This is a genomic window from Mycobacterium sp. TH-M15, assembly GCF_057473705.1.
The window spans coordinates 1-5,367 of the sequence record NZ_JBYCLB010000193.1 but is presented as its reverse complement, the minus strand read 5'-3'; the positions used below and the strand labels follow the sequence as shown (position 1 = coordinate 5,367).

Sequence of the window (5,367 nt, the reverse complement as noted above, 5' to 3'; positions counted from 1 at the left end):
GTCGACGACCTCGGTGTGCGCGGAGCCCAGGTGCACGCCGAAGTTCAGCCCGTCGGCGCAGATCGGGTCCTCCGGTGCGCAGAGCTGGATGGTCTTGGCCGCATACGACGAGCCGATCACCACCGGCGGCTGGCCGACAAACTGCATCACCCGCTCGCTCGGCGTGGCCAGCAGCACCACCGCGGCGACGTGGTCGGCGATCTCCGGCGGCATCGGCTGCGGCACGTCGACGCTGTCGACCCCCGGCGGGATCACGTCGGCGGTGACGAAGCCCATCACGGCCGCGCCCTGGGAGAAGCCGCCGAGCACCATCTGGGTCTGTGGGCAGGTTGCCGCCGTGGACTCGACATGGGTGATCGCATCCCGGATTCCGTCGATGCCGGTGGCCCAGTTGTTGTTCGCCGGGTAGTCCACCGGATACACCTGAAGCGTCTTATCGCCGATCCGGGTGCGCAGTGCGTCGACGAACGCCTGCCCGACCGGTCCGAGGCCGGGTGGATCGTCGGTGCCGCGGGCGAAGATCGCCTCGACGGCGGGACACGGTTCGGCCGACGCCCACGGGACGGCGACACCGGGCGCGGCCCAGGTCGACAACGCTGCGGCACCGACCAAACGGGCGACCCCGCCTGCCTTCACACGCTCATGATGTCACGTTCCGGCCCGGTCAGCAGCGCGACGCACTCGACGTGGTGGGTGAGCGGGAAGGCATCGAACGCCCGAATCCGCTCGACCCGATATCCGCGCTCGCGGTACAGGCCGATATCGCGGGCGAACGACGCTGCCTCACAGCCGATGTGCACCACCCGCGGCACCGCCGCGGCGGCCAGCAGGTCGACCACCTCACGCCCGGCACCGGACCGCGGCGGATCCAGCACGGCCACGTCGGCCCCGTCGCGTTGCGCGCCCAGCGCGCGGCGCACCGAATCGGTGACCACCTGCACCTGCGGCAGGTCAGCCAGTGCCGTCCGCGCCGCGTGGGTCGCGGCGCGCGCGGTGTCCACGCAGACCACCCGGCCCGACTCGCCGACCGCCTCGCCGAGCACCGCCGCGAAGACGCCGGCCCCGCCGTAGAGATCCCACGCGGTGCCGCCGGCGGGCGGTTGGGCCCACTCGGCCACCAGGGCGCTGTAGAACCGCGCCCCGTCCCGGTGCGCCTGCCAGAACGCCGTCACCGGCAGCCGCCAACGCCGCCCACCCACCCGCTGGGTCGCCTGATACTCCCCCGCGACGACCCGCGGCCGCCGGTGCCGGCCGATTCCGACCACGTGTCGGACGGCGTCGTCGTCGATCACCACGTGAACCCGCTCGCCGGCAACGAAATCGCCCGGCAACCCGGTGAGCATCCCCGCCGGCAGCTGTCCGCAGCGTAGATCGGCCACCAGCTCGTCGCTGTGGTAGCGGTGGAAGCCCGCCCGGCCGTCGATGCCGACGTCCAGCCGGACCCGGGTGCGCCAGCCGGTCGGTCCGGCCGTCCCCAGTGGCTCGACGGCGCCGTCCCACGCCTGGCCGCCCAGCCGCTGCAGCTGGTTGGCCACCACCTCGGTCTTGTACGCCAGCGCCGCCTCCGCGTCGACGAACGCCAGATCGCAGCAGCCGGCCCCGTCCACCCCGGCGATCGGGCATTGCGAGGCGATCCGGCCGCCGGCGGGCTCGATCACCTCGATCGCCTCGGCTTGCCAGTACGAGTTGCGGTCGGCGATCACCCGGGCCCGCACCCGCTCGCCGGGCAGCGCGTAGCGGACGAAGACCACCCGCCCGTCGTGCCGGGCCACGCAGCGGCCGCCGTTGGCCGGCGGCCCGACGGTCAGCGTCAGCTCGGGTCCGGTCACTCCAGGAAGCCGCGCCGGGTGTCGCCGGGAGCCAGGTGCGGCTGCAACGGCTTGCGCCGCTCCGACGAGTTCAATTGCCACGGCACCGATGTCACCATCACCCCGGGCATGAACAGCAGCCGCGTCTTCAGCCGCAACGCACTCTGGTTGTGCAACAACTGCTCCCACCAGCGGCCGACCACGTACTCCGGGATGAACACCGTCACCACCGTGCGCGGCGATTCCTTGCTGATCCGTTTCACGTAACCCAGCACCGGGCGGGTCACTTCGCGGTACGGCGAGGCGATCACCTTGAGCGGCACCGTGATATCGCTGTCCTCCCAAGATCGGACCAGGGCACGGGTTTCGGCGTCGTCGACACTGACCGTGATCGCCTCCAGCGAGTCGGGCCGGGTGGCCCGCGCGTAGGCCAGCGCACGCCGGGTCGGCAGGTGCAGCTTCGACACCAGCACCACCGCATGGTTGCGGCTGGGCAGCACCGCCTGGTCCTCTTCGGCCGCCTCCTGCTCGGTCAGCTCCCGGCTGACCGCCGCGTAGTGCCGCCGGATCAGCTTCATCACCACGAATAGCGCGGACATCGCGACGATCGCAATCCAGGCGCCGGCAACGAACTTGGTGATGATCACCACGATCAGCACCGTCCCGGTGGACAGGAAGCCGATGGTGTTGACCACCCGTGAGTGAATCATCGTGCGCCGGCTCTGCGGGTCGGTTTCGGTGCGCAGCAACTCGTTCCAGTGCCGAACCATGCCGATCTGGCTCAGCGTGAACGAGACGAACACCCCGACGATGTAAAGCTGGATCAGTGCGGTGACCTCGGCGCCGAACGCCACGATGAACGCGATCGCCACCACCGCCAGGAAGACGATCCCGTTGGAGAACGCCAGCCGGTCCCCGCGGGTGTGCAGCTGGCGGGGCAGGTACTCGTCTTGGGCCAGGATCGACCCGAGCACCGGGAAGCCGTTGAAGGCGGTGTTGGCCGCCAGCGCCAGGATCAGCGCGGTGATCCCGGCGATGATCCACAGGCCGGGCGGGAATCCTCGGAAGACCGCCTCGGCGAGCTGGGCGAGCACCGTCTTCTGCTCGTAGTCGGCCGGTGCGCCGCTCAGCTGCTCGGCTGGGTGGTTGGCGACCTTCACCCCGGTCGCCGAGGCCAGCATGATGATGCCCATCAGCAGCGTCACCGCGATCACCCCGAGCATCAGCAGCGTGGTGGCGGCGTTCTTCGACTTGGGTTTGCGGAATGCGGGCACCCCGTTGCTGATCGCCTCGACCCCGGTCAGCGCGGCGCAGCCTGAGGAGAACGAGCGGGCCACCAGGAACACCAGCGCGAAGCCGGCCAGCTCGCCGTGGGTGGAGTGGATCTTGAACCCCGCCGATTCGGCCTGCACCGGGTGGCCCAGCACGTAGATCTGGAAGAACCCCCAGGCCAGCATGATGTACACGCCGATCATGAACGCATACGTCGGGAAGGCGAACGCCGTGCCCGACTCGCGGATGCCGCGCAGGTTGGCCGCGGCGATCAGCACGACGGTGCCGACCGCGAACACCACCTTGTGGCTGGCGATGAACGGCACCGCCGAGCCGATGTTGGCGATCCCCGACGAGATCGACACCGCCACGGTCAGCACGTAATCGACCATCAGCGCGGCGGCCACGGTCAGCCCGGCGGTGCGGCCCAGGTTCGTGGTGACGACCTCGTAGTCCCCGCCCCCGGACGGGTAGGCGTGCACGTTCTGCCGGTAACTGGCCACCACGACCACCAGCACGAACGCCACCGCCAGCCCGACCCAGGGGGTCATCCGGTAGGCGGTGATGCCGGCCACCGACAGCACCAGGAACACTTCCTCGGGTCCGTAGGCCACCGACGACAGCGCGTCGGAGGCGAACACCGGCAGCGCGACGCGTTTGGGCAACAGGGTGTGGCTCAGCCGGTCGCTGCGGAACGGCCGGCCCAGCACCAGCCGGCGCGCGGCCGTGGAAATCTTCGACACGAGAGCCAAGAGTAAGCCCACACCGGTTTGGCGGTAGCGTTCACCAGTGCGGAGCACGACCAAGAAAGCCGGGCCGAAAGGACCTCAGGTGCGGGTAGTAGTGATGGGGTGCGGCCGGGTGGGCGCATCGGTGGCCGACGGGTTGTGCCGGATCGGCCACGACGTCGCCATCATCGACCGGGACAACGCGGCTTTCAACCGGCTCAGCCCGGAGTTCACCGGCGAGCGGGTGCTCGGCATGGGATTCAACCGGGACGTGCTGCTGCGGGCCGGCATCGAGAGCGCCGGCGCGTTCGCCGCGGTCTCCTCCGGCGACAACTCCAACATCATCTCGGCCCGGCTGGCCCGCGAGACGTTCGGCGTGCCGCGGGTGGTCGCCCGGATCTACGACGCCAAGCGGGCGGCGGTCTACGAGCGGCTCGGCATTCCCACCGTGGCCACCGTCCCGTGGACCACCGACCGACTGCTCAACGCCTTGACCCACGAGACCGAGACCACCAAGTGGCGCGATCCCACCGGGACCGTCGCGGTCGTCGAGGTCGCCCTGCACGAGGACTGGATCGGCCATTCGGTGACCGACCTGGAGGCGGCGACCGGCGCCCGGGTGGCGTTCCTGATCCGGTTCGGCACCGGCATCCTGCCCGATCCGAAGACCGTCATGCAGGCCAGTGACCAGGTGTACATCGTCGCGGTGTCGGGCACCGCGGCCGAGGCGATGGCGATCGCCGCCCTGCCGCCGAACGAGGACCTCGACGTCGGGGAGCGCCGATGAGACGCGACGACCAAACCGCCGGCGCAGCCGGGGTCAAGGAGTGCCGCCGATGAGAGTCGCGGTCGCCGGTGCCGGCGCGGTGGGGCGCTCCATCGGCCGTGAACTCCTGGAGAGCGGCCACCAGGTCACCCTGATCGAACGCGATCCGGACCATATCGACGTCGACACCATTGCCGAGGCGCAGTGGGCGCTGGGCGACGCGTGCGAGCTGAGCCTGCTGGAGTCGATGCACCTGGAGGATTTCGACGTGGTGATCGCCGCCACCGGCGACGACAAGGTCAACGTGGTGCTCTCGCTGCTGGCCAAGACCGAGTTCGCGGTGCCGCGGGTGGTGGCCCGGGTCAACGACCCGCGCAACGAGTGGTTGTTCACCGACGCCTGGGGGGTGGATGTGGCGGTCTCCACCCCGCGGATGCTCGCGTCGCTGGTCGAGGAGGCGGTCGCCGTCGGCGACCTGGTCCGGCTGATGGAGTTCCGCAAGGGTCAGGCCAACCTGGTCGAGCTCACCCTGCCCGACGACACTCCGTGGGGCGGCAAGCCGGTGCGCAAGCTGCAACTGCCCCGCGACGCCGCGCTGGTGACGATCCTGCGCGGGCAGCGGGTGATCGTGCCGCAGGACGACGAGCCGTTGGAAGGCGGAGACGAACTTCTGTTCGTCGCGGCCGCCGAGGTCGAGGGCGAGCTGCAGAAGCTGCTGCTGCCGACGCCGGCCGGCGGATGATCAGTCGCGCGGTGCCCCGGCGGTGACTTCCGGGGTGCCGCCCGGCATCAT

General features: G+C 70.4%; 5 protein-coding genes. 2 read left to right on the top strand and 3 right to left on the bottom strand.

Going from position 1 to position 5,367, the window contains the following annotated elements; translation table 11 throughout:
* From AC2VNT_RS04585 to AC2VNT_RS04575, 3 genes are all read right to left on the bottom strand, one after another.
* Nucleotides 1-636, bottom strand: a 636-nt coding sequence (locus AC2VNT_RS04585) for a cutinase family protein (RefSeq protein ID WP_486945726.1), incomplete at its 3' end; no start/stop codon positions are given.
* Nucleotides 633-1,829, bottom strand: a complete 1,197-nt coding sequence (locus AC2VNT_RS04580) for a class I SAM-dependent RNA methyltransferase (RefSeq protein ID WP_486945725.1) — start codon at nucleotides 1,827-1,829, stop codon at nucleotides 633-635. The genes AC2VNT_RS04585 and AC2VNT_RS04580, both read right to left, overlap by 4 nt.
* Entirely contained in the window at nucleotides 1,826-3,823 is a 1,998-nt protein-coding gene (locus tag AC2VNT_RS04575) for an APC family permease (RefSeq protein WP_486945724.1), read from the bottom strand. The genes AC2VNT_RS04580 and AC2VNT_RS04575 overlap by 4 nt, the downstream gene beginning before the upstream one ends.
* A gap of 88 nt (nucleotides 3,824-3,911) precedes the next feature.
* Here AC2VNT_RS04575 and AC2VNT_RS04570 point away from each other — a divergent pair, with 88 nt between their 5' ends.
* Both AC2VNT_RS04570 and AC2VNT_RS04565 read left to right on the top strand, forming a co-directional pair.
* Entirely contained in the window at nucleotides 3,912-4,595 is a 684-nt protein-coding gene (locus tag AC2VNT_RS04570) for a potassium channel family protein (RefSeq protein WP_486945723.1), read from the top strand.
* 49 nt (nucleotides 4,596-4,644) lie between these two features.
* Entirely contained in the window at nucleotides 4,645-5,316 is a 672-nt protein-coding gene (locus tag AC2VNT_RS04565; RefSeq protein WP_486945722.1) for a potassium channel family protein, read from the top strand.
* Nucleotides 5,317-5,367 lie beyond the last annotated feature (51 nt).